At 62.6% G+C, this 21,319-nt stretch carries 22 protein-coding genes; 12 read left to right on the top strand and 10 right to left on the bottom strand.

Translation table 11 applies throughout. The annotated features are described in order from the left end of the window. Nucleotides 1–5: 5 nt before the first annotated feature. Nucleotides 6–821, bottom strand: a complete 816-nt coding sequence (locus tag MU551_RS17545) for a methyltransferase domain-containing protein (RefSeq protein ID WP_247046614.1) — start codon at nucleotides 819–821, stop codon at nucleotides 6–8. A gap of 111 nt (nucleotides 822–932) precedes the next feature. On the opposite strand from MU551_RS17545, the gene MU551_RS17540 reads away from it, so the two are divergent. Together MU551_RS17540 and MU551_RS17535 are read left to right on the top strand one after the other, a co-directional pair. Beyond that, nucleotides 933–1,679, top strand: coding sequence for a response regulator transcription factor (locus MU551_RS17540; RefSeq protein ID WP_247046613.1), 747 nt, complete (start codon nucleotides 933–935; stop codon nucleotides 1,677–1,679). 101 nt (nucleotides 1,680–1,780) lie between these two features. Continuing rightward, the gene (locus tag MU551_RS17535) at nucleotides 1,781–3,163 is read left to right on the top strand and encodes a sensor histidine kinase (protein ID WP_247046612.1); all 1,383 of its coding nucleotides are present in this window, start codon (nucleotides 1,781–1,783) and stop codon (nucleotides 3,161–3,163) included. On the opposite strand, the gene MU551_RS17530 is transcribed toward MU551_RS17535, so the two are convergent. Both MU551_RS17530 and MU551_RS17525 read right to left on the bottom strand, forming a co-directional pair. Continuing rightward, nucleotides 3,160–3,561, bottom strand: a complete 402-nt coding sequence (locus MU551_RS17530; RefSeq protein WP_247046611.1) for a VOC family protein — start codon at nucleotides 3,559–3,561, stop codon at nucleotides 3,160–3,162. The two genes, MU551_RS17535 and MU551_RS17530, sit on opposite strands and share 4 nt — an antisense overlap. Beyond that, the gene (locus tag MU551_RS17525) at nucleotides 3,554–4,447 is read right to left on the bottom strand and encodes a helix-turn-helix transcriptional regulator (protein WP_247046610.1); all 894 of its coding nucleotides are present in this window, start codon (nucleotides 4,445–4,447) and stop codon (nucleotides 3,554–3,556) included. Before MU551_RS17525 ends, MU551_RS17530 begins: the two co-directional genes overlap by 8 nt. A 227-nt stretch (nucleotides 4,448–4,674) precedes the next feature. Here MU551_RS17525 and MU551_RS17520 point away from each other — a divergent pair, with 227 nt between their 5' ends. Continuing rightward, nucleotides 4,675–6,072 carry an MFS transporter gene (locus MU551_RS17520; protein WP_372489888.1) on the top strand — a complete coding sequence of 466 codons (1,398 nt, stop codon included), beginning with the start codon at nucleotides 4,675–4,677 and terminating at the stop codon, nucleotides 6,070–6,072. A gap of 51 nt (nucleotides 6,073–6,123) precedes the next feature. Here the strand turns inward: MU551_RS17520 and MU551_RS17515 are convergent, their stop codons facing one another. Next, on the bottom strand, nucleotides 6,124–6,648 hold the full coding sequence (locus tag MU551_RS17515; protein ID WP_247046608.1) for a DUF2269 domain-containing protein: 525 nt from the start codon (nucleotides 6,646–6,648) through the stop codon (nucleotides 6,124–6,126). Further along, complete coding sequence (locus tag MU551_RS17510) at nucleotides 6,645–6,824, bottom strand: hypothetical protein (RefSeq protein WP_247046607.1); 180 nt, start codon at nucleotides 6,822–6,824, stop codon at nucleotides 6,645–6,647. Before MU551_RS17510 ends, MU551_RS17515 begins: the two co-directional genes overlap by 4 nt. A gap of 98 nt (nucleotides 6,825–6,922) precedes the next feature. On the opposite strand from MU551_RS17510, the gene MU551_RS17505 reads away from it, so the two are divergent. Continuing rightward, nucleotides 6,923–7,534: a TetR/AcrR family transcriptional regulator gene (locus tag MU551_RS17505; protein ID WP_247046606.1), complete on the top strand. Its 612-nt coding sequence runs from the start codon at nucleotides 6,923–6,925 to the stop codon at nucleotides 7,532–7,534. A 22-nt stretch (nucleotides 7,535–7,556) separates the two neighbouring features. Here MU551_RS17505 and MU551_RS17500 read toward each other — a convergent pair whose 3' ends face one another. The 4 genes from MU551_RS17500 to MU551_RS17485 form a co-directional block, all read right to left on the bottom strand. Then, the gene (locus MU551_RS17500; protein ID WP_247046605.1) at nucleotides 7,557–8,174 is read right to left on the bottom strand and encodes a DUF305 domain-containing protein; all 618 of its coding nucleotides are present in this window, start codon (nucleotides 8,172–8,174) and stop codon (nucleotides 7,557–7,559) included. 81 nt (nucleotides 8,175–8,255) lie between these two features. Beyond that, on the bottom strand, nucleotides 8,256–8,693 hold the full coding sequence (locus MU551_RS17495; protein ID WP_247046604.1) for a DUF6153 family protein: 438 nt from the start codon (nucleotides 8,691–8,693) through the stop codon (nucleotides 8,256–8,258). Between the two features lie 85 nt (nucleotides 8,694–8,778). Beyond that, nucleotides 8,779–10,971 (bottom strand): copper-translocating P-type ATPase, encoded by a 2,193-nt coding sequence (locus tag MU551_RS17490; RefSeq protein ID WP_247046603.1) that lies wholly within the window; start codon nucleotides 10,969–10,971, stop codon nucleotides 8,779–8,781. 164 nt (nucleotides 10,972–11,135) lie between these two features. After that, nucleotides 11,136–12,203, bottom strand: coding sequence for a serine hydrolase domain-containing protein (locus MU551_RS17485; RefSeq protein WP_247046602.1), 1,068 nt, complete (start codon nucleotides 12,201–12,203; stop codon nucleotides 11,136–11,138). Nucleotides 12,204–12,285: 82 nt separating this feature from the next. On the opposite strand from MU551_RS17485, the gene MU551_RS17480 reads away from it, so the two are divergent. The 5 genes from MU551_RS17480 (at nucleotide 12,286) to MU551_RS17460 (ending at nucleotide 16,986) form a co-directional block, all read left to right on the top strand. Beyond that, the gene (locus MU551_RS17480) at nucleotides 12,286–12,882 is read left to right on the top strand and encodes a gamma carbonic anhydrase family protein (protein WP_247046601.1); all 597 of its coding nucleotides are present in this window, start codon (nucleotides 12,286–12,288) and stop codon (nucleotides 12,880–12,882) included. Between the two features lie 2 nt (nucleotides 12,883–12,884). After that, the gene (locus MU551_RS17475) at nucleotides 12,885–13,427 is read left to right on the top strand and encodes a GNAT family N-acetyltransferase (RefSeq protein WP_247046600.1); all 543 of its coding nucleotides are present in this window, start codon (nucleotides 12,885–12,887) and stop codon (nucleotides 13,425–13,427) included. A 90-nt stretch (nucleotides 13,428–13,517) separates the two neighbouring features. Next, on the top strand, nucleotides 13,518–14,045 hold the full coding sequence (locus tag MU551_RS17470) for a PadR family transcriptional regulator (RefSeq protein WP_247046599.1): 528 nt from the start codon (nucleotides 13,518–13,520) through the stop codon (nucleotides 14,043–14,045). Continuing rightward, nucleotides 14,042–14,755 (top strand): ABC transporter ATP-binding protein, encoded by a 714-nt coding sequence (locus MU551_RS17465; protein WP_247046598.1) that lies wholly within the window; start codon nucleotides 14,042–14,044, stop codon nucleotides 14,753–14,755. The genes MU551_RS17470 and MU551_RS17465 overlap by 4 nt, the downstream gene beginning before the upstream one ends. Next, a complete protein-coding gene (locus tag MU551_RS17460; RefSeq protein WP_247046597.1) occupies nucleotides 14,752–16,986 on the top strand; it encodes an FtsX-like permease family protein in 2,235 nt (744 codons plus the stop codon). The genes MU551_RS17465 and MU551_RS17460 overlap by 4 nt, the downstream gene beginning before the upstream one ends. Before the next feature lie 3 nt (nucleotides 16,987–16,989). Here the strand turns inward: MU551_RS17460 and MU551_RS17455 are convergent, their stop codons facing one another. After that, the gene (locus MU551_RS17455; RefSeq protein ID WP_247046596.1) at nucleotides 16,990–17,916 is read right to left on the bottom strand and encodes an NAD-dependent epimerase/dehydratase family protein; all 927 of its coding nucleotides are present in this window, start codon (nucleotides 17,914–17,916) and stop codon (nucleotides 16,990–16,992) included. A gap of 135 nt (nucleotides 17,917–18,051) precedes the next feature. Here MU551_RS17455 and MU551_RS17450 point away from each other — a divergent pair, with 135 nt between their 5' ends. The 3 genes from MU551_RS17450 to dnaK all read left to right on the top strand — a co-directional run bounded on the left by MU551_RS17450 (nucleotide 18,052) and on the right by dnaK (nucleotide 21,317). Then, nucleotides 18,052–18,801, top strand: a complete 750-nt coding sequence (locus MU551_RS17450) for a TetR/AcrR family transcriptional regulator (protein WP_247046595.1) — start codon at nucleotides 18,052–18,054, stop codon at nucleotides 18,799–18,801. A 111-nt stretch (nucleotides 18,802–18,912) separates the two neighbouring features. Then, nucleotides 18,913–19,209 carry a hypothetical protein gene (locus tag MU551_RS17445; RefSeq protein ID WP_247046594.1) on the top strand — a complete coding sequence of 99 codons (297 nt, stop codon included), beginning with the start codon at nucleotides 18,913–18,915 and terminating at the stop codon, nucleotides 19,207–19,209. Between the two features lie 230 nt (nucleotides 19,210–19,439). After that, the gene (gene dnaK, locus MU551_RS17440; RefSeq protein WP_247046593.1) at nucleotides 19,440–21,317 is read left to right on the top strand and encodes a molecular chaperone DnaK; all 1,878 of its coding nucleotides are present in this window, start codon (nucleotides 19,440–19,442) and stop codon (nucleotides 21,315–21,317) included. Nucleotides 21,318–21,319: the final 2 nt, after the last annotated feature.

The following is a 21,319-nucleotide window of genomic DNA, read 5'->3' as shown; positions in this document are numbered from 1 at the left end:
CCGGGTCACGCCCGGGCGATGACCTCACCATTGGGGATCAGGAACCAGCCGTCGTCAGTGGAACCCCAGCGGTGCCAGCCGGCGGAGAGGCGGGCCAGGTCCGCTTCCTGGGCGAAGCCGTACTCCAATGCCTGCTCCGCGAAGGCCGAGTGCAGCACCCGCTCACTCCAAACCCGTGCCTGCCAGCGCCGCTGCTGACCAGTGGCGTACAACCAGTTGCTGCTGCTGGGCGCGACGTCGGTGAAGCCTGCGGCCTGGGCCCAGGAAACCAGCCTGCGCCCGGCGTCCGGTTCCGCCCCATTCCGGCGGGCGATCTTTTGATACAGCTCCATCCACTCATCCAGTTCGGGGATGGTGGGGTACCAGCTCATGCCGTGGAAATCGGCGTCACGCACGGCCACGATCCCGCCGGGTTTGGCCACCCGCCTCATCTCACGCAGCGCTTCCACGGGGTCGGTCAGGTGCTGGAGGACCTGGTGGGCGTGAACGACGTCGAACGTTCCGTCTTCGAAGTCAAGGTCGTAGATGTTCCCGGCGACGAACTCGACGTTCTCCACGCCGCGTTCTGCGGCGAGGGACCTGGCCTGGGCGATGATGTCAGGGGACCTGTCCAGCCCGGTCACTCTGCCAGGGGCAACCAGGCTGGCGAAATCGCACGTGATGCTTCCCGGGCCGCAGCCCACGTCCAGTACCGACGAGCCCGCGGTGAGATGGGGGATGACAAAGGCTGCCGAGTTCTCTGCAGTCCGGGACGCATGGGCGCGCACAACAGATTCGTGGTGGCCGTGGGTGTAGACGTCGTCAGGCTGCTCGGCACTCATAGTGAAACGCTACCCCCGGGTGCCTTCGAAAGGAGCGCAACCCGCCAAACACATTGTGGGCCCAGCGCTTACAGTGAAGGAGGAAATCCAAGGGATGAAGGAAGGGAACCCATGTCTGAAGGTCCGAGTCATTCGCTCTCCGACCTGCCGCGTCTGGCGCATCCCGACGGAAGCCCCATCCGGGCACTCGTTGTAGACGACGAAAAGAGCCTCGCCGAACTGGTGGAGATGGGCCTGCGGATGGCTGGCTGGAGCGTTGCCATCGCCAATGACGGGCTCTCCGCTGTAAAGATTGCCCGGGATTTCCGTCCTGATGTGCTGGTCCTCGACGTCATGATGCCCGGAGCCGACGGAATTGAGGCGCTGCGCAAGATCCGGGTCTTCGCTCCCCAGATCCCAGCGCTGTTCCTCACGGCCAAGGACGCGGTTGAGGACAGAATTTCCGGGTTGGCCGCTGGCGGCGATGACTACGTCACCAAGCCGTTCAGCATGGAGGAACTGATGCTGCGGCTGCACCGCCTCGTTCAACGGTCCGGGGTGGCCGCCTCGGATTCGGCCGAGCTGGTTGTCGGTGACCTGGTGTTGAACCTGGAGACGCGGGAGGTGACCAGGGGAGGCGATGAGATAACCCTGACTGCAACCCAGTGGGAATTGCTGCGCTTCCTGATGGAGAACCCGCGCAGGGTTGTGAGCAAGAGCCAGATCCTGGACCAGGTGTGGAACTACGATTTCGGAGGGCAGGCCAACATCGTGGAGCTCTACATCTCGTATTTGCGGAAGAAGATTGACGCCGGGAAACCCCCGATGATCCACACAGTCCGCGGTGCCGGGTACGTCATCAAACCGGCCGCCCAATGACGGAAGCGGGGGCGCATTCTGAGTCGGGGGCCCGACCTGTGGCTCGGCGCGCCGGGCCGGGGGAGGGGCGCAGAGCGTGGCATCTTCGCACCAAGCTGGTGGTGGCCACCCTTGTTCTGCTGACGTTGATCTGCGCCGCGATCGGTGTGGTGAGCCATGTGGCCATGAACGCCTACCTGACAAGTGAACTGGATGGTGGCCTCGCCGCGGCTGCCGAGCGTGTGGTGCGTCCACCCGGCGGAGGGCCGCGGCGGCCCTCCGTCCCGGATCCGTCAGAAGCCCGCGGGCAACGCCCAGGTACCTTGAACGCTTTGTTCGACGACGGTGCCGCGAGGGTTTCCGCCGTCGTGCAGGATGATGGCAGCACCAAACCGCTGACGGCCTCTGATTTGGAGGTTGTGTCCAGGCTGACGCCTGGTTCTGCTCCGGTGGAAACTGTCCTATCCAGCGGCCGGTACCGGGTGGTTTCCGCCGTCGTCCCGGGCACAAGGGACGTCCTTGTCACAGGGCTCTCGACGGCGGACCGGGACAGGACGCTCGCGTCCCTGGATGGGACCATCGCGGCCGTTTCTCTGTTCGGGGTCCTCCTGACAGGCCTGGCCGGCACCCTCATCATCCGGAGATCGCTGCGGCCGCTGGAGGAACTTTCTGCCGTTGCCACCTCGGTGACAGAGCTTCCTTTGGCGTCCGGTGAAGTCGCCGTGAACGTCCGAGTCCCGCCCACAGCTGCCCAGCCCGGCACGGAAGTGGGGACGGTGGGAATCGCGCTCAACGAAATGATTGACCACGTCACCCGGGCGCTTACGGCCAGGCAGGACAGTGAAACGCGGGTGCGGAGTTTTGTTGCCGACGCGAGTCATGAACTGCGCACTCCTTTGACGTCCATCAGAGGGTATACGGAACTGGTCCTGATGGGTGACAGGCTTCAGGACGCCGACAAGTCAGCCTTGAAGCGAGTGGCCAGTGAATCCCAGCGGATGTCCTCCCTCGTGGAGGATCTCCTGCTGCTTGCCCGCCTTGATGAGGGCCAGCGCGGGGATCCGACGGAGGTGGACCTGACGGAACTGGCTGTTGAGGTGACTCGTGATGTCCAGTTGGCCGCGCCGGATCACGTCTGGACTTTGGACCTGCCGGAGGAGCCTGTGCAAATCACCGCCGTCGAGTCTGAAGTCCGGCAGGTGCTGATCAACCTGATCGCGAACGCGCACAAACACACTCCGCCGGGGACGACCATCCGGACAACCGTCCGGAAGGAGGGCTCTGTTGCAACTGTTACCGTTTCCGACGACGGGCCGGGGATTGATGACGCCTTCCTTGGGAGCATCTTCACGCGCTTCAGCCGGGCGGACACAGCCCGTTCCTCCACCGGCAGCACAGGGCTTGGGCTCGCCATTGTGCAGGCACTGGTGCACGCCAACGGCGGAACCATCAGGGTCACCAGCCAGCCGGGGAACACGCGCTTCACGGTCACGCTTCCGGTTTAGCCCGCGACGAGCTCTGCTTCGAATCCGTCGCTGTTGGCGAGGTAGGCGGCGTAGTGTCCGGATCCCCCCGCGTTCGGGTACTTTTCCTCGAACAAGGGCATCCAGCCATGTCCTCTACATTCCCTGGCCAGAAGATCGACGTGAGTTTCGCTTCCCGCGTTGAAGGCCAAATGGTTCAGCCCGGGCCGGGTGCGCTCATGGACCCGGCTGGTGATGTGGGGTGATTCCTCCAACACGATGTACGTGGGGCCCAGCTGCCAGCTCCGCCCATACGACCACTCCTGAAAAGGTAGATAGCCAAGACGGGACAGCAGCCAACCCCATTCCTCGCTGGCCCGCTGAAGGTTGGGGACCCAAAGTTCGACGTGATGCAGGGAGCCGACCGATTTTTCAGGCACTTACAGTCTGCCCGGTGCCTATTGTCTTGGCTGCTTTGGGCTCATCTGTATCCGCGCGCAGCAACTGCAGAGCTTCCGCTGCCGGTGTGCCGGGGTCAGCGGTGAACATCAGAATCCTGTGGCCTGACTCGTCATTCTGAGTCAGGACTTCAAAGTTCAGCTCAAGGTCACCCACTTCAGGATTATGCATGTGCTTCAATCCTGACATGCAGTTCTCCACCGGATGTTTAGCCCACATCGTGGCGAACTCCGGGCTCTTCATGGTCAGTTCTCCCACAAGGGTTGCCAGCTCAGGATCATCCGAAGACATACCGGCCAGAAGGCGAAGCGAAGCGACGGCGCGGGTTGCCTCCTTCTGCCAGTGCGAGTAGAGCTCCCGCGTGTGCGGATCCAGGAACAGCATCCGGGTCATGTTCGGACGGGTCGACGGCGAATCCGGTGCGGCCAGATCCAGATGCCCGGCCACCAAACGGTGGCCAAGCGGGTTCCATGCCAGCACTTCGCTGCGGCGGCCCAACACAATCGCCGGAGTGGTAAACATCGAGCGCACCAGGCGCAGGGTTCCAGGCCTGGCCTTGTCGGGTTTGGTCAACGTGCGGCGTTTTGTTTTGCCTGGCCGGGCGAGGTTGAACAAGTGTGCGCGCTCATCGGTGTTCAGGCCCAGCGCTTGGGCAATGGAACCGATGACGGATTCGGAGGCATTGGTGCTCAGCCCCTGCTCCAGCCGGGTGTAGTAGGTGTTGCTGACTCCGGCCAGCATGGCCAGCTCTTCCCTTCGTAAACCGGGCACCCGGCGGATCCCGTAGTTCAAAAGACCGACGTCTTCCGGCTGGAGGGCTGCTCTACGGACGCGAAGGAACTCCCCAAGTTCGCTCAGATTACTCATGAGCCCCAGTCTGCCGGTAATCGCAGTGGTTGTCCTGTCACTGGCAGGGGTACCCACAGCGGGGTGTGGTTGATGTTGCCGCATTCCTCGAAGCTGAGGATTGAGCCCGCCGCCCTGGCGGCCAGATAAAGCCGACAAGGACCGTTCACATGACCACTCCATCCGAGACCATCGATCCAGACACACTACCGAGGCCAGCTCTTCCAAAGGCCTCAGCGGCTCCTGGCATGAGCGGCAAACAGCGGCTCGCCCTGATCGTGCTCCTGACCGCAAGCTTTACGCTCGCCGTCGACTTCTCCATCCTCAACGTCGCCCTGCCCACCATCGGTGCCGACGTCGGCTTCAGCCTGGAGAACCTGCAATGGATCGCCACGGCATTTTCCCTTTGTGCCGCGGGACTGACCCTGCTGTTCGGCAGAGTCGCCGACCTGGCAGGCCGGCGCAAGATGTTCCTCATCGGCATGGCGCTGCTGGGCGCCGCATCTCTGATGGGAGGTCTGGCGGTTGAACCCACCATTCTGCTCATTGCCCGTGCAGGCCAGGGCGTGGCTACGGCCATGGTTGTCCCGGCGGCGCTGTCACTGCTGTTGGGGGCATTTCCGGAGGGCCCACTGCGTGACAAGGCGCTGGGACTCAACGGGGCGCTCATGGCCGCTGGTTTCACTACGGGTGCCATCCTAGGCGGGCTCCTCACCGATGTCTTCAGCTGGCGCTTGGCGTTCTTCATCAATATTCCGGTGGCAGTAGCCGTGCTGGCCATTGCGCCCGTCGTACTCGCTGAGAGCAGGCCAAACACCAAGACAAGATTGGACGTCCCCGGCGCAATCACCGTGACCCTCGGCTTTCTTGCCTTGGTCTTCGGTATGTCGAATGCTGCGGAGAAGTCCTGGACAGATCCGCTAACGCTCGGTTCGTTGGCCGCAGCAGCAGTACTGTTCCTTGCCTTCACGGCCGTCGAGCGGCGGGCCGAATTTCCACTGGTTCCCCTGACAATCCTCAAGCGGTCCACCGTCGCTTGGGGCAACATCGCCGGAGTTCTGGCTTTCGTCACTGAGACGTCCCTGGTGTTCCTGCTGACCCTGTACCTCCAGCAGGTTCTTGGTTACACGCCCCTTGGTGCCGGACTCGCCTTCGCCGTGCTGGGGCTGGGCACCGTCCTGGGTGGCATCCTCGGACCGAAGGTCATCGCCAGGGTAGGAAATAAGCAGGCTGTCGTCTATGGCTTCCTCGTCCAGGCCATCGCGACAGCATCCTTGGTCATGCTGAGCAACGACGCTGCGGCCATTGCACTGCTCTTGGTCGCTACCTTTGTGGGCGGTGTTGCCAACCTGGTTGTCATCGTTGGTTTCATGGTCACAGCTACGTCCGGGCTGCCGGAGGGGCAGCAGGGGCTGGCCACCGGACTGGCGACCATGAGCCAGCAGATCGGCATCACCATGGGCATCCCGATCATGAGCGCCATCTTTACTGCGCGGCTCGTGTCACTAGGGTCAACCGACGCGCCGGCCGTTCTCAGCGGCGTCACTCTGGCCATCTGGGTCAACGCAAGTCTCTGCCTTGCCGCAGCGCTGATGGTTGCGCTGTTCCTCAAGAAGCCGGTGGCCGTTCAGGCGGCCGGGGTTTAGCCCGAATATGACCTTCTGACTCTGCTCGCTTAGCAGCGAGGATTCCAGGTTTTATGGGCGTGAGGCCCCGTCTGTCGCGCGCGCCCGTCCGTAGCGGGTGAGTCCTCGGGGCTTGTAGACCGAAAGAACTGTGGCAACCAGCAGCACGAGCAGCGCAGCCCCGGCGTCGACCAGGAGTTGCGTTCGCATCCCCATCATTTCGCCCGGGGAAAGCTCAGACGCCGAAGCTATTCGGGCCATCTCGGTGACGGCCTGCAAGTGGAGGAGCAAGAAGGCAGTTGCCAGGGCCGTGATCACCAGTTTGATGAGCACCCAGTAGTGGCGGAAGAGGCCCCATACCGTGCCAAGTGCCTGAACAGTGCCGGTGATCAGAGACGCCAGGCTCAGCGGAAGAATGACGGACCATCCCAGGAGGTCCATCCCGAGATAAGCCGCCCGAACGAGTTGGGGGTCACTGTTGAGCAGGCCCGCGAGGGACAGGGCGAGGAAGGAGGCAACGGCTCCGAGCCAGCCGACTGAAAAGACGACGTGGGCGGTCAGCATGAGTTTTCGCAGGCCCGTGGTCATCACTGTCACGGTGTATGGCTTCCCATCCCGCCGCCACCCAGATGCACAATGACGAAGATGGCAACGAGGACCGCAGCTGCGAACATGAAGCCTTTGACCCAACGCGGCCTTCCCTGCTGAGGGCCACGGGCAATGGAGTGGTGCTTCTCTTCGGGCGATTTGGCGGGCTCAGTTGGTTCAGCCATTGCCGCAACTCCTCAATAGACTCCGGCGAATTTTATAAGACAGTATGTATCCTATCCGACGGCATGTATACAAGGGCGTCAAGTTGTATACTCCTTAGATGCCGAAGCTCTGGAATGCGACAGTTGAAACCCACCGGCAGGCAGTGAGAGAAGCGATTTTGGACACCGCCGCAACCTTGGTGGCGGAGCACGGACTGTCCTCGCTGAACATGTCGCAGGTTGCACAGTCTGCCGGCATCGGACGAGCCACTCTGTATAAGTACTTCCCTGACGTGGATGCCATTCTGGCGGCCTGGCATGAACGTCAAATCCACAGCCATCTGGAGCAACTGGCCGAGGTCCGGCAGCATAATGATGGCCCAGCCCGCCAGCTCGAGGCCGTCCTGGAGACCTACGCGCTGATCGCCCATTCGCACCATGGCGGTGCAGAAGCTGCCCAGCTGCATCGGGGGCGGCATGTAGGTCACGCGCGGCAGCATCTCATTGACTTCCTAACAGAGCTGATTCAGGAAGGGGCTAAGGCTGCGGTCTTCCGGAGTGACGTTGCCCCGGACGAGCTTGCTGCCTACTGCCTCCATGCCCTGGAAGCGGCTGCGGGCCTGAGCTCACGGGCGGCCATCGCCCGCTTAGTGAAAGTCACCCTTGCCGGGCTGCAGCCACCGCTGCCCGCCGGTGAGTCCGTGGAACGAACGACGGCGGGCAGCGGCTAACAGCGCAAGCTGCGGCAGTTGGTCAGAGAGTGCCCAGCAGGTTCCGCATTTCGACGATCTCCGCTTCCTGTGCGGTTACGATCACCTTGCTGAGATTCACGGCGTCCGGGTTCACCCCGTCTGCTGTTTCAGCTTTTGCCATGGTTACTGCGCCTTCGTGGTGGGTGATCATCTGGCTCAGGAAGAGCTTGGCAGCTTCCGTACCCTGAGCGGCTTCCAGCTTTGCCATGTCCGATTCGCCCATCATGCCCTCCATGCCGTGGCCGGAGTGAGCTGTCGCGGATTCATTCCAGCTCTTCAGCCACCCGGTCATCGTTTCGATCTCCGGGCCCTGGGCTGCCTTGATCCTGGTGGCCAGGTCCCTCACTGGAGCAGGGATATCCTGCTTTTCCAGGATCATGTCGCTCATTTCCACAGCTTGGGCGTGGTGCGGAATCATCATCTGGGCAAACATGGTGTCGGCTGCGTTGTGGAGCACGGCTGACGCGGTTGCAGTGCCGGATGGAGAGCCGGCTGAGGTGCTGTGATCCATGCCGGGCATGCCGTGCCCGCTGGATCCTGGATCAGCTGCACATCCCGCGAGGGCAAGCGTGGCAGCGAGGGCGGTGGCGGACACGGTCAAAAACGTCTTCTTGTTCATCAGTCAGATCCTTCGAGTTTCAGGTGTGGCGCATGGCGCCATCGGGATGGTCCAAGTCATCAGTTCGATCAATGGCCGTTTTTATGTCCGACTGATGGACAGCTCACCCGGAGAAGGGCTCGAAGGATGGAAAGCCCAGTGGGCAGTCGCAAGGTTCACTCCCCGGGCATTGGTGTTGACCCCCACCCAGGTGCTGCCCGGAAACGGTGCCGCCAGGGAGGTTGTGTTCGTTGAGAGCGTGCAGGACGCCGGGGTCGCGTCCATGCTGGTGCAGTCACCCGAGCACGAGCACTGCTCCATTGACCATGCGGCGGCCATATCCGGGACCGCGGCGTGAGCGTGGGCTGATGCGTCATGCTGTGAGGCCGCGAGCTGGTGAGCCGGTGTCTGATGCTGGGCCGAGTGCGCCGGGCTTATGACGTGCATGCCGAAGATACCGGCGATGATCGAGAGAACCGCGGCGAACAGGCCGATCTTGCGCAGGAACGCCATGGCATTACCGGTCATGTTGCGGCTCATGGCGTTCCTCCTTCCAAAGATGCAAGTGACTTCAAACCTACCGTTCCGGGCAGCTCTCTGACTGCTGATACACGACGGCGACGGCTCACCGTACCTGGGCGGGGCTCAGTTTCACCCGCCGCAGCAGTTGCGCATTCAATGCCACCACGATCGTCGAGGCTGACATGAGGACCGCGCCGGCAGCAGGGGAGAGCGAAACCCCGGCGAATGCCAGCACTCCGGCGGCCAGCGGGACGGCCAGGACGTTGTAGCCGGTGGCCCACACGAGGTTCTGCCACATTTTCCCATAGCTCGCGCGGGACAGATCCACCATGGAGAGCACTGCCCGGGGATCGTTGCCGGCAAGGACAACTCCTGCCGACTCCATCGCGACGTCGGTGCCGGCGCCGATGGCAATACCCACCTCTGCCCGTGCCAGAGCGGGAGCATCGTTGACGCCGTCGCCCACCATCGCAACTTTCAGACCGCGGGCCTGAAGTTCAGCCACTTTTTTGTCCTTGTCCGCCGGTAGGACTTCGGCGAACACCTCGTCGATACGCAGCTCGGATCCAACAGCCTGCGCTACCTGCTTCGCGTCTCCGGTGATCATGGCCACCTTGACGCCGCGGTCCTGCAGCGCTTTCACGGCTTGCCGTGATTCGGTGCGTACGGCGTCCTCGAGACTCACGGCGCCAAGGACCTTTCCGTCGTCGACGACGTGCAGGACGGCAGCGCCGCGGTCCATCCAGACCCGGGTCGCCCGGGACAGTTCGTCAGGCTCGGTGATCCCCAGTTCGCGGAGCAAGGCGGGGCCGCCCACCTGAACGCTGCGCCCATCAACCGTGGCGCGGACACCCCTCCCGGTCAGCGACGTAAAGCCCGTGGCTCGGGGGATGTCCAGTGACTCCCGTTGAGCGGCACGAACCACTGCACGGGCCACCGGATGTTCGCTGTCAGACTCCACCGCGGCAGCCAGCGCCAGCAATTGATTCCGGCTGACACCATCTGCGCCTGCGGCGTCCTTGAGTTCCGGCTCGCCTTTGGTGAGCGTTCCCGTCTTGTCGAACAGGACGACGTCGACCGTCCTCATGCGTTCCAGCGCCATCCGGTTCTTGATCAGCACCCCGGCCCTGGCCGCCTGTTCCGTGGAGATTGCGATAACCAGCGGGATGGCAAGGCCAAGAGCGTGCGGGCAGGCGATCACCAGCACCGTGACGGTCCGGGTGACGGCGTCGGGGATGCTTCCCAGCAGCGTCCAGGCGATGAACGTGATGATGCCTGCGACGGTGGCGAAGTAGAAGAGGAACGCTGCCGCCCTGTCCGCGAGGGCCTGCGCCCTCGACGACGACGCCTGTGCTTCCGCGACCAGGCGTTGGATGCCGGCGAGCGCAGTGTCCTCACCGATTGCCGTAACCCGGACCCTGACCGCGTTGTCCGTGGCAACCGTTCCGGCGATGACCTGGTCACCGGGGGTGCGGGAAACAGTTTTCGACTCGCCTGTGATCATGGATTCGTCGAACTCGGCTTGGCCATCAATAACCGTGCCGTCGGCAGACATCCGCGCTCCTGATCGGACCAGGACGACGTCGCCTGCCCTGAGGTCGGAGACGCTGACTGTTTCGGTACCTGAGTCAGTGACCCGCTCGGCCTCGTCGGGAAGGAGGGCGGCCAGGGCATCGAGGGCGCCTTGCGCGGAACCGAGGGCACGCATTTCGATCCAGTGGCCCAGCAGCATGATGGCCACGAGCAGGGCCAGTTCCCACCAGAAGTCGAGGTCGAATCCGCCGATGCCAAGGGTCGTGGCCCACGATGCTACAAAGGCGACGCTGATGGCCATGCCGATCAGCAGCATCATTCCGGGGCGCCGGGACTTCAGTTCTTTCAGTCCGCCCTTAAGGAAGGGTTGGCCGCCGTAAAGAAAAATGACAGTTCCCAGTACCGGCGGGATCCAGCTCGATCCGGGAAAGACCGGCGCCATGTAGCCGAGCAGATGCCCGACCATGGGGCTGAAGTAGACCACCGGCAATGACAGTGCCAGGGTCAGCCAGAACCTGTTTTTGAACATCGCAGTGCTGTGCCCGGCGTGCTGGCCGTGGCTGTGCACCACGTGATCGTCGTCCTGGCTGTGTGCCTCGTGGGCGTGGGCGTCATGAGCCTGATGCCCTTGGGCGGCTTGGGGGCCGTGGTCGTGGTGGTGATGGCCGCTCTGGTCGTGGTGGTGATGGCCATCCGCAGGGGCCTTGGTGGTTCCGGGGGTCGTCGAATCCTGCAGTCTTTTTGCGTCTTCTGTTCCGCGCATGTCAGGTCCATTCCTAGAAGAAGTTATGGCGCTGGGGTTGAACGGCTGTGACGGCCGGTGGTCCGGCCTGGACATACCACTTCACTGACAACACGACCAATATACCCCTAGGGGGTATCTGGAGCAAGGGCCCGGGATTTCTCTGTGCCTCTTCAAATATGTTGCTACGCGCGGGTCACAGCTTCATCGATCAGCCTGATCGGCTCCCAGGCGCCGTTTTCGCTATTGGATACGACCGCCATCGTGATGTCCTGTGCAGAATAGTGCCTCACCATCGCACTGGCCCCTGTATTGATTCCCTCCTTATAAAGCGAGCGGACCGCGCCCTCTGAAGTCAGTTCGACGGCGGGCCCGAAAGCATAGCGCAGTTCCGCCGTCGCGCCTTCTGCCGGATCGCTGATCCGATGGTGCAAGACCTGCGGCGTGAGGAACGCACTCGTTGACGCTGGTGAGAGCAGCTCCCCTTGGCGTATCGCTGTAAGGAAGCGGGTCAGGTCGCCGGCGGTCGCGTGGGCGCCGCCGTCGGGTGATCCGATCGGCGGGTAGGAGAAGATGTTCTGCCGCCACCCTGTCACCGGGCCGCCGTCGGATTTGCGTACGGGCTCCCAGCCCTCTGCCACGTCCGGCTCGGCATCACGCATGTCGAAAAATCCAGCCGTAAACATCCCGGCCCGCCGGAAGACGTCCCGGACGATCACGTCACGGTACCGTTCACGGGTAACCCGTTCAACGGCGAGGCCCAGCAGGATGTAGCCCACGTTGCAGTACCGGCATCCGGCGCCGGGCGGGAAGACTGCGGGTTTGTGGATGAACTGGGCGAGGAAGTGGGCCGTTTCGGTGACGGAATAGTTGGGCCGATCTATCCAGAGCGCTTCGTAGGATTCGCCGGCTTCCTCGTCGGCGTCGTCGCCTATGCCGGAGGTGTGGGTCAGAAGGTGCCGCAATGTCACCGCCGGGGAAATGGTGGTTCCCGCCAGGTCAACGTAAGCGTGGATCGACTGATCGAGGTCCAGCGTGCCGGCGTCGACTTGCTGGAGAACGGCGACGGCGGTGAACAGCTTGGTCACCGATGCCACATCGAACCGTGTACGGGCGGTTACAGGAATCTGCCAGCGGCGGCTGGCCAACCCATGGGCTGATTCCAGCAGGACTTCGCCCCCACGCTCCACTCGGACGACGCCGGAGAATTCGTCGGCGGCGGCAAGGTGGGCGAGTTTTTCGTCAATCGACATCAAACGATCGAAAAGTGGTTCGGCCATCATTCTTCCTCCGCTATACGGAAAGGGGGCAACAGTACAAAGCTACGATGACCTCATGCTGCTTGAACACCGAGGTGCCCGCCCGTCCATCCATCCCGAGGCCTATATTGCGCCCACGGCCGTCGTGTCGGGTGCCGTGGTCATCGGCGAGGGAACGCGGATCCTCCACGGTGCGGTAATAACGGCGGAGGACGGCGAGGTCCGCATCGGCCGGAACGTTGTGGTCATGGAGAACGCTTTGGTCCGCGGACGTTCCGGGCATCCCGCCCTCATCGGGGACAGCGTCATGGTGGGGCCACATGCCCACATTAACGGCGCCACGGTGGAAGCAGCGGCGTTTATAGCCACCGGGGCCTCGCTTTTTCCCGGCTCCTATATAGGTCCGGGTGCCGAAGTCCGCATCAACGGCGTCGTGCAGGTCAACTCCAGGCTCGACGCCGGAGCGGTGGTGCCCATCGGATGGGTGGCAGTGGGCGATCCCGCCAGCATCCTTTCTCCCGAGCGACATGAGGAGATCTGGGAAATCCAGCGGACCCTCGACTTCCCCGGCACTGTATACGGCGTGCCGCGCGGGACATCAATGAGCGAGCTGATGCAAAACCAGTCGTCGTACTACGGGGAACACCTGAACGACACAGTGCTGGAGGGCTGAACGTGAGTTCCCTGCTGCTTCGCCCGTGGCATCCCGGTGATGCTGCAGACCTCTGCCTGCTTTATCAGTCATCGCCAGACCTCGGCACTCAGTTCAACCAAGCTCTGCCTGATCAAAATTCAGCTGAGCGGTTCATCCAGACCAGCCTGACCTTCGACCCCGACGTCGCGTGCAATTTCGCCATAGAGCTGAATGGCATGGCCGTCGGCAACGTGGGGATCAGCAACATCAATCGGAGACATCTCTCGGCCTGGGTGTACTACTGGCTTTCATCTGACGCTCGTGGCCAAGGGCTGGCCACACGAGCGGCTGCCACGTTGTCCAGTTGGGCCATGGAAGACCTGGGGATTTTCCGGCTGGAACTAGGGCATAGGATCAACAACCCAGCATCTTGCAAGGTGGCACTGGGATCCGGGTTTCTGGCTGAAGGCGTTGAAAGGTCCAAACTCCAGTACGGGGACGAAAGATTCGACGTCGAAACCCATGCCAGGCTTCGAACGGATCCGACGCCCGCAGTCGAACTGCTCCCGGTTCAACTCTATTGACGAAGAGCCCCCGATCCGGGCGTCCCGTGGCATTTTGGGCAACCAGTGTCATGCTCGCTTTATCTATACACTCAGTGTATAGATAGATCTGTGAACAATTCCCTGACCCTGCTGGGCCTCCTCAGCCGCCAGCCCAGCTACGGCTATGACCTCAAGCATTCCTATGACCGCTATTTCGGCATGGGGAAGCCCCTGGCCTTCGGGCAGGTCTACTCCACCCTGGCCAGGATGATCCGGGACGAGTTGATTCGAGCACTGGGCGAGGAGACTGGCGCCGGGCCGGACCGCAAGAAATACGAGATCACGGGCGCCGGCCACGAGAGGGTGCGTGAGTGGTTGTTCACTCCGGATGTTCCGTCGGAAACCCTGCAAAGCAACCTCTTTGCCAAGACGGTCATCGCGTTGCTGATTGACGACGACGCCGACCGGCTGCTGGATTTGCAGCGTGCCGAGCACATGACCCGGATGCGTGAGCTGACCAGGCTCAAAAAGGATGCCGACCTCCTGCAGGTCCTGATATGCGACCACGGACTCTTCCACATTGAAGCCGATCTGCGCTGGATCGAACTCACCAGCGCACGCCTGACCCAACTCAAAAAGGAGCTCCAGAGCGCATGACCGCATCGGACACCACTTCACCGATCCTGAGAGCACGTGCGCTGCATCAGTCGTACGGGCAGACACAGGCGCTCCGCGGTATCGACGTCGACGTCCACCGCGGTGAGGTGCTCGCCGTTATGGGCCCTTCGGGATCCGGGAAATCCACTCTGCTCCACTGCCTGGCGGGGGTGATCGCACCAGATCAGGGCACAGTGACGTACACACCAAGCGGAGGGGACGCCCTGGAGATCAGTGCCCTCAACGAACCGAAGCGGTCCAGGCTGCGGCTGTCCGAATTTGGCTTCGTGTTCCAGTTCGGCCAATTGCTGCCGGAGCTGACGGCCTTGGATAACGTCAGCATCCCCTTGCTCTTGGGCCGGACTAAGCGCGCGGAGGCATTGCACCGGTCGGGGGAATTGCTTGACCGGCTGGGACTGGATGGAATGGGGGCAAAACTCCCAGGCGAGCTGTCAGGCGGGCAAGCCCAACGGGTTGCCGTTGCCCGCGCACTTGTCACCAACCCTGCTGTGCTGTTCGCCGATGAACCTACAGGTTCCCTGGACTCACTTGCCTCCGAGAATGTGCTGACGCTGATGCTCGAGCTGGTCAGGGAAGTCGGCACCACGGTGGTGATGATTACCCACGACGCGCGGACCGCGGCCTACGCGGACAGGGAAGTGATGGTGCGCGACGGCGTGATTGGCGCCGGCTACAGGGTGTCCTCATGAATCCGGGGTTGCTGAAACTCGCAGTGGTGGGCAGCAGGGCCTCTTATGGCAGGCTCCTGGGAGTCACAGGCGGGGTGGCCACCGGCGTTTGCTTGCTGCTGTTGCTGTGGGGCGGGGCAAATGGATTGAGCCATCGCGATGAGCGTGGTGCCTGGTTGCGCGAAACCGGGAACCCGGCCGCCGCTGTTGCCCTTCAGGCAGACGGGCTCACGGCTTCGGGGCCAGCCACGCCGATTCCTTTGACTTCCAATGAAGTGCTCATGAGAGCAAACGCAGTGGAAGTTTTCCGCGACCAACTGATCAACCGCCGGGACTTTGCCGCACTCACGACGACGACCGTCAAGATTCCCGGGATCCCGGAACCTCCCGCGCCCGGACAGTACTACGCATCGCCGTCGCTCCAGCGCCTGATCGAATCCACGCCTGCGGACCAGTTGGGGAACAGGTTCGGGCAGTTCGCGGGCACGATTGAGGATTCTGCCCTCCCTGGGCCGGATTCCCTCGTGGTCATTACTGGCGTGACGGAAGAAGAAGTCCGGCTGGGCGGACGCGCAGCCATGGTGTCAGGGTTCACGACGAATCCATATGGAGGCAGCGCAGTCTCGTACATCACAGTGATCATCATCGGCGCTATTGCGGTGTTCTTTCCTGTGCTTCTGCTGATCGGCATCGTCACGGGCTTGGGCGCTGCCCAGCGCAGGGAACGCTTCGCCACCCTCCGCCTGATTGGCGCATCGCCTCGGGTTGTCGGGCAGGTTGCTGCGATAGAAACGGCTGTTCCCAGCCTCTTCGGGGCAGCTCTGGGCGTCCTCCTGGCCTACTTGCTGAGGCCGGCCGTTGCCCAGATACCGGTCAGCGGCACCCGGATGTTTGTGAACGATCTGGCTACCGGCTGGGCAGCGGCAGCCGCCGTCGTCATTGTTGTGGTCACCGCTTCCGCGCTGGTGGCGGGCTACCGGACAGCTCGCGCCGGGATCGGGCCGCTGGGGGTAACCCGTGCGGTTCTTGAAAAGACACCCCGGGCATGGCGGATTGTGCCACTGCTGGCCGGGTTGGCCTCCATGATCATGGCCGTCATCTTCATCCGGATGCTCAAGGTGCGTTTGCCGTGGCTTGAGTCTCCGTTGCTGATCGGCGGTTTTGCGCTCATCCTTGTGGGAATAGTGGTGATCGGACCCTGGCTCACGTTGGTAGTGAGCCGGATGGGGCTATGGCGTGCGCGCAATGTGTCTGCAGTCATTGCTGCGAGCCGGATCGGAAAGACACCGGTGGCCACCTTCCGTTCCGTGTCGGGGCTGGTGGTCGGGGTGTTCGTGGTGTCGGTCTTCGCCGGAGGATCCAGCATCATCCAGGCCGAAGCGGATCCACCTGCCCGCCCAGGCCTGCTTCAGCACACGGCCCTGCACGTGACCGTAGCCGAGCAAAGCTCCACTGCTGAGGTGCTGGAACTCGCTCGGCGGGCCGAGGAGCTCCCGGGGATCACAAGCGCCGTCATTGGCTACTCCCAAGCACCGATCTTCGGGGCGGCTTCTATCCCTGACATCAACATCCCAGCTGGTGATGCTCCCAAATTGGGATTTCAGAACATCCCGGAAACAGGAGTAGTTGCCTTCGATTTCTCCTTCCTCTACTTCTGGACCACACAGCCCGTGCCGCTGAAAGCCGCTGCTGTCAATGAGGTGGAGGGACTGCTGCCGGCGGTGGTGGTGATCAGCACCGACGGCTCGCCCGAAGCTATGGACCGGGCGCGGACAATTTTGAACAGTTCCGGCATCACAGCCATGCCGGCCGCTTCAGCGGCCGACAATAAACTGCAGACCGGCACGCGCCTCGTCCAGGGCCTGGCAGTACTCGCCTATCTGGGCATGTTCGTGGCGATCGCCATTGCCGGAATCTCCCTGGCCGTCGCCACAGCCTCCGCGGTCCTGGACCGTGCGAGAGTCCTCGGTCTGATGCGGTTGATGGGAATGCCCGTGTCAGTCATACGCAGGATCATCGCTCGGGAAGCTGCCGTCCCCCTGCTGGCCGTGCTGCTGTTGTCGATCGGACTCGGGTTTCTTGTCGCCTGGCTGATGGTCACAGGCATCAACGACACCTATAAGGTCACGTGGCCGGCTCCCGACTACTTCGTGGCCCTGGGGTTCAGCCTGCTGCTTGCGCTCGCGGCCGTGACGGCAACCTTCGGGCTCATCCGGTCCAGCACTGGAGTGACCACTACCCGCTTCGAATAGCCGTTATTGTTCCCGCCACCAGGTCACGGTGGCACGGGCGGCCTCGTGGTGGGGAGTGGGTTTCAGCGCAAGCGCCTCCTGGCTCACGCGGGAATCCATAACGAAGGGCCGTTCGAACTGGTACAGGATCTCGGCCAGCTCGCGCATACCCGTCGAGAAGACCCCCGCCGCACGGAGAATCCACCCGGGCACAGCGCTTACCTTCGGAGTTTCCACGCCCGCGGCAACAGCGAACGAGGTTGCGATGCTCCGCTGAGTGAGCGCCGGTCCGGTGGGGGCATGCCATACCCGGTTCCACAGTGACGGCGTCTGCGCAGCTTTGATCATGGCGGCCGCGAGGTCCGGAACATAGGTAAACGAGTGAGGCTTCTCTGCACTCCCGATCACCTGAACCCCTTTCCCGGCCAGCAGGGTGGGCACCATGCGCTCGCCGGCGTGCGCCGCCCGGACCCGCGGCCCGAAGAAGTCACCAGCCACAACACTGACCGTGTCAGTGGCGGACGCAGATCTCATGTTCAGGAGGGCTGTCCGGATGCCGCGCTTGCCGTCCCGGGCATCACGGGGACTGTGCTCGGCCATTGTTTTGTCGGGTTCGCTGTACGAGTAGAGGCTTTCGGGAAATACGACGACGGCGCCAGCCTCGCCCGCCGCTTCGAGGACTATACGCTCCGCCTTTGGAAGTTCCTTTGCCCAGGTTGAGGCTGCGTATGCGGATCCGTGAATGCAGTGGAAGATGCCTTTGGCGCCTTCGAAGGCTTCTCCGAGCTGAGCCGGATCTGAAACATCCACGGTGCGACGTTCCACGAGGGGGTGGTCCGGACCGCTGCCGGAGCGTGTGAGTACCCGCACCGAATGGCCCTGCTCGGCCAGCTGTTCAGCAACAGTCCATCCAACGGGTCCGGCACCTGTCACTACATACAAATCAGTCATGGGAGAACTCTCTTTCAGCTTGCGATGGTTACGAGAGCACTGCTCTCGTAACTCAGCATGAGTGAGCCGCTCTCCAAAAGTCAAGAGCACCGCTCTCTTTTGTTTGCGCCGCTCTACTTGTGCCATCCTGAAGCTATGTCACGCGACGAACCAAACAAAGCTGCGGCCCCCACCCCGGCAAAGGTCCAGACGCCGCGGGAACGGGCCAGGGCCCAGACGATCGCCGATATTGTCCGCCTGGGCCGGAAACATCTGGCCCTGCATGGGGCGGCCGGATTGTCGCTTCGGGCTGTCGCCCGCGAACTCGGCGTGGTGTCGTCGGCCGTCTACAGGTATGTGGAAAGCCGCGATGAACTGCTGACCCTGCTGTTGATCGAAGCCTATGGCGACCTGGGGGATGCGGTAGACGCAGCCGTCGCGACGGCGGATGAGCGGAACCACGGCGGGCAATTCCGTTATTTGGGCAGGGCTGTCCGGGAATGGGCAATCAGCGAACCAGCCCGCTATGCCCTGCTTTTTGGAAGTCCTGTCCCCGGGTATCAGGCCCCCGCCGAGCGGACAATGGAGCCGGGCACAAGAGTGATCAGAAGGCTGATGGGAATCTTCGACGCCGCCTCGCGGGCAGGTGTCCTGAAGGAGCAAGGCGGACCCGCCGTCGTCGTTCCTCCTCAGTTGGCTGCTGACCTGAAGCGGATCCGCGCAGAATTTGGCCTGGATATCCCGGACGTGTTCCTGGCCAATTGCGCACTGGCGTGGACCTCCCTTTTCGGGGCTGTCAGCTTTGAGGTGTTTGGGCAGTATGGGGCCGGCACCTTTGCCGCACGCGAGGAGCTTTTTGACCATCATCTTGAGGTGCTGGCGGGGGTGGCGGGGCTGGTTGAATAGCCCCGTTGGGGTGTCGGGGTTGGAGGCTGATGGCTCTGTCACCCGAACGGCGGCGTCGATAGACTGCCACTATGCCCGCCTGGGCGCCACTGACTGAGGAGGAAACCACTCATGTCCGAGAATGAAGAATTCGAAACCTCACGCGAACAAAAGCGCCACACCAGCACGCCAAACCCGGCCCTGGAGGGAGAGCGTGGCCAGTACGTCGACGGTGACTATGGGGATGCGGGTGTTGTGGATGAGTCCACTACTGGCCCTGGTGAAGGCGAATATCCTGAGGGCGACTACGGCGATGCCGGAAAGGTTGACCCCTCAGGCCTGACGCAGCGCCAGCGGAATGCTACCGGCGACGACGTCGTTCCCGGCCGCGCCGACGACGATACAGAAGGCCGCGTCCAACGGGACTAGCGGTTCGACTGCCTGAACCGGAGGCTTCCCGGACCGTTTCAAGCGGTGAAATTCAAAGTTGAGTGGAGTGCGCTCAACTTGAGTTGACAGCGTGCTGCTCCTGAGTAAAGTTGAGTGTAGATCGCTCAACAACCGGGCGTGCTTCGATTTCGACCCCGATTGCGACAAGCATTTCCAACGGGTTCGAACACCGGGGCCAGCTAGTTTCCAAGGAAAGAAGGAAGCAACACATGTCACGTGCAGTAGGTATCGACCTCGGAACCACCAACTCCGTCGTCTCCGTTCTCGAAGGTGGCGAGCCCACCGTTATTGCCAACGCCGAGGGTGGCCGCACCACGCCGTCGGTCGTTGCGTTCTCCAAGTCCGGCGAAGTCCTGGTTGGTGAAATCGCCAAGCGCCAGGCCGTCAACAACATCGACCGCACCATCTCCTCCGTCAAGCGCCACATGGGCACCGACTGGAGCATCGCGATCGACGACAAGAAGTACACGGCGCAGGAAATCTCCGCACGCGTGCTCATGAAGCTGAAGAACGACGCCGAGTCCTACCTCGGCGAAAAGGTCACCGACGCAGTGATTACCGTTCCGGCATACTTCAATGACGCTGAGCGCCAGGCCACCAAGGAGGCCGGCGAGATCGCGGGCCTGAACGTCCTGCGCATCGTCAACGAGCCCACCGCGGCTGCTCTGGCTTACGGCCTGGACAAGGGCAAGGAAGATGAACTCATCCTTGTCTTCGACCTCGGTGGCGGAACGTTCGACGTTTCCCTCCTTGAGGTAGGTAAGGACGAAGACGACTTCTCCACCATCCAGGTGCGCGCCACTGCCGGTGACAACCGCCTCGGCGGCGACGACTGGGACAACCGCGTTGTGGAGTACCTGCTCAAGCAGCTCAAGATTAAGGGCATCGACCTCTCCAAGGACAAGATCGCCCTGCAGCGCCTCCGCGAAGCAGCCGAGCAGGCCAAGAAGGAACTCTCCTCCTCCACCAGCACCAACGTCTCTCTGCAGTACCTCTCCGTCACGCCCGACGGCCCGGTCCACCTGGACGAGCAGCTCACCCGTGCCAAGTTCCAGGACCTGACCAAGGACCTCCTGGACCGCACCAAGAAGCCGTTCCACGATGTCATCACGGAAGCTGGCATCAAGCTCTCCGACATCGACCACATCGTGCTCGTGGGTGGCTCCACCCGTATGCCCGCCGTGTACGAGCTCGTGAAGGAACTTGCCGGCGGTAAGGAGCCCAACAAGGGCGTCAACCCGGATGAGGTTGTGGCCGTTGGCGCAGCACTGCAGGCCGGTGTCCTGAAGGGCGAGCGCAAGGACGTTCTGCTGATCGACGTCACCCCGCTGTCCCTCGGCATCGAAACCAAGGGTGGCGTGATGACCCACCTCATCGAGCGCAACACAGCTATTCCCACCAAGCGGTCCGAGACTTTCACCACGGCGGATGACAACCAGCCTTCGGTGGCCATCCAGGTCTTCCAGGGCGAGCGCGAGTTCACCCGCGACAACAAGCCGCTGGGCACGTTCGAGCTGACCGGCATCGCCCCGGCTCCCCGTGGTGTGCCGCAGGTCGAGGTCACCTTCGACATCGACGCCAACGGCATTGTTCACGTTTCCGCGAAGGACAAGGGCACCGGCAAGGAACAGTCCATGACCATCACCGGTGGCACCGCGCTCTCCAAGGAAGACATCGACCGCATGGTCCGTGACGCCGAGGAGCACGCCGCCGAGGACAAGGCACGCCGCGAGGCAACGGATACCCGCAACACTGCCGAGCAGCTCGCATACTCCGTTGACAAGCTGATCGCCGACAACGACGACAAGCTGCCGGAGGAGGTCAAGACCTCGGTGAAGGCCGACGTCGACGAACTCAAGAAGGCACTCGAAGGCACCGACGACGCCGCTGTGAAGACAGCGTTTGAGAAGCTGCAGGCTTCCCAGACCAAACTCGGCGAGGCCATCTACGCGCAGGCCGGATCACCGAACGGTGAAACGGGCGCAGCCGGCGCTGAGGGTGGTCCTGCAGGCGCAGGTACAGCTGGTTCCACTTCTGACGAAGACATTGTTGACGCCGAAATCGTCGACGAAGAAGAGAAGAAGTAGCC

The sequence above is a fragment of the Arthrobacter rhizosphaerae genome (genome assembly GCF_023062595.1).
Lineage (GTDB): Bacteria > Actinomycetota > Actinomycetes > Actinomycetales > Micrococcaceae > Arthrobacter > Arthrobacter rhizosphaerae.
The sequence above is the reverse complement of the archived record's forward strand: the minus strand, read 5'-3'. Positions and strand labels throughout refer to the sequence as shown.

Excerpts from the sequence above, each read along its gene's own strand:
- MU551_RS17485 (WP_247046602.1), bottom strand. The coding sequence starts at position 12,203 with ATGTCGATTGACGAAAAACTCGCCCACCTTGCCGCCGCCGACGAATTC.
- dnaK (WP_247046593.1), top strand. The coding sequence starts at position 19,440 with ATGTCACGTGCAGTAGGTATCGACCTCGGAACCACCAACTCCGTCGTC.
- MU551_RS17445 (WP_247046594.1), top strand. The coding sequence starts at position 18,913 with ATGTCCGAGAATGAAGAATTCGAAACCTCACGCGAACAAAAGCGCCAC.
- MU551_RS17460 (WP_247046597.1), top strand. The coding sequence starts at position 14,752 with ATGAATCCGGGGTTGCTGAAACTCGCAGTGGTGGGCAGCAGGGCCTCT.
- MU551_RS17510 (WP_247046607.1), bottom strand. The coding sequence starts at position 6,824 with ATGGCTGAACCAACTGAGCCCGCCAAATCGCCCGAAGAGAAGCACCAC.
- MU551_RS17525 (WP_247046610.1), bottom strand. The coding sequence starts at position 4,447 with ATGAGTAATCTGAGCGAACTTGGGGAGTTCCTTCGCGTCCGTAGAGCA.
- MU551_RS17450 (WP_247046595.1), top strand. The coding sequence starts at position 18,052 with ATGTCACGCGACGAACCAAACAAAGCTGCGGCCCCCACCCCGGCAAAG.
- MU551_RS17545 (WP_247046614.1), bottom strand. The coding sequence starts at position 821 with ATGAGTGCCGAGCAGCCTGACGACGTCTACACCCACGGCCACCACGAA.
- MU551_RS17465 (WP_247046598.1), top strand. The coding sequence starts at position 14,042 with ATGACCGCATCGGACACCACTTCACCGATCCTGAGAGCACGTGCGCTG.
- MU551_RS17500 (WP_247046605.1), bottom strand. The coding sequence starts at position 8,174 with ATGAACAAGAAGACGTTTTTGACCGTGTCCGCCACCGCCCTCGCTGCC.
- MU551_RS17490 (WP_247046603.1), bottom strand. The coding sequence starts at position 10,971 with ATGCGCGGAACAGAAGACGCAAAAAGACTGCAGGATTCGACGACCCCC.
- MU551_RS17520 (WP_372489888.1), top strand. The coding sequence starts at position 4,675 with ATGAGCGGCAAACAGCGGCTCGCCCTGATCGTGCTCCTGACCGCAAGC.
- MU551_RS17505 (WP_247046606.1), top strand. The coding sequence starts at position 6,923 with ATGCCGAAGCTCTGGAATGCGACAGTTGAAACCCACCGGCAGGCAGTG.
- MU551_RS17455 (WP_247046596.1), bottom strand. The coding sequence starts at position 17,916 with ATGACTGATTTGTATGTAGTGACAGGTGCCGGACCCGTTGGATGGACT.
- MU551_RS17540 (WP_247046613.1), top strand. The coding sequence starts at position 933 with ATGTCTGAAGGTCCGAGTCATTCGCTCTCCGACCTGCCGCGTCTGGCG.
- MU551_RS17495 (WP_247046604.1), bottom strand. The coding sequence starts at position 8,693 with ATGAGCCGCAACATGACCGGTAATGCCATGGCGTTCCTGCGCAAGATC.
- MU551_RS17480 (WP_247046601.1), top strand. The coding sequence starts at position 12,286 with ATGCTGCTTGAACACCGAGGTGCCCGCCCGTCCATCCATCCCGAGGCC.